This window comes from Salinimicrobium oceani (assembly GCF_012037645.1).
This window is the reverse complement of record NZ_JAAVJR010001629.1, coordinates 1-285: the sequence shown is the minus strand read 5'-3', so window position 1 is coordinate 285 and position 285 is coordinate 1. Positions and strand designations below refer to the sequence as shown.

Here is a 285-nt window from a genome sequence, read left to right as displayed (position 1 = left end):
CAGAATTTATTCTTTTTGTTGATTAGGCTTTTTTGTGCTCCAAATTCACATAAGATTAATACCGGGATTTTCGTTTAAAGGTTTAAAAGAGTTAAATTTAAGGGAATTAAAAAAAATGAAATATGAGTTACTATTTTTCAAAGGTCCTCGACACTTCATTTGATGAGGCCATAGATAAAGTCACAAAGGAATTAAAGGAAGAAGGATTCGGGATCCTTACCGAAATTGACGTAAAGGAAACTTTCAAGAAGAAACTTGATTTAGATTTTAGAAAGTACAGGATCC

At 31.2% G+C, this 285-nt stretch carries 1 pseudogene; it reads left to right on the top strand.

The window, feature by feature from the left end:
- Positions 1-122: 122 nt before the first annotated feature.
- A pseudogene (locus HC175_RS24570) lies at positions 123-285 on the top strand (DUF302 domain-containing protein); the annotation flags it as partial.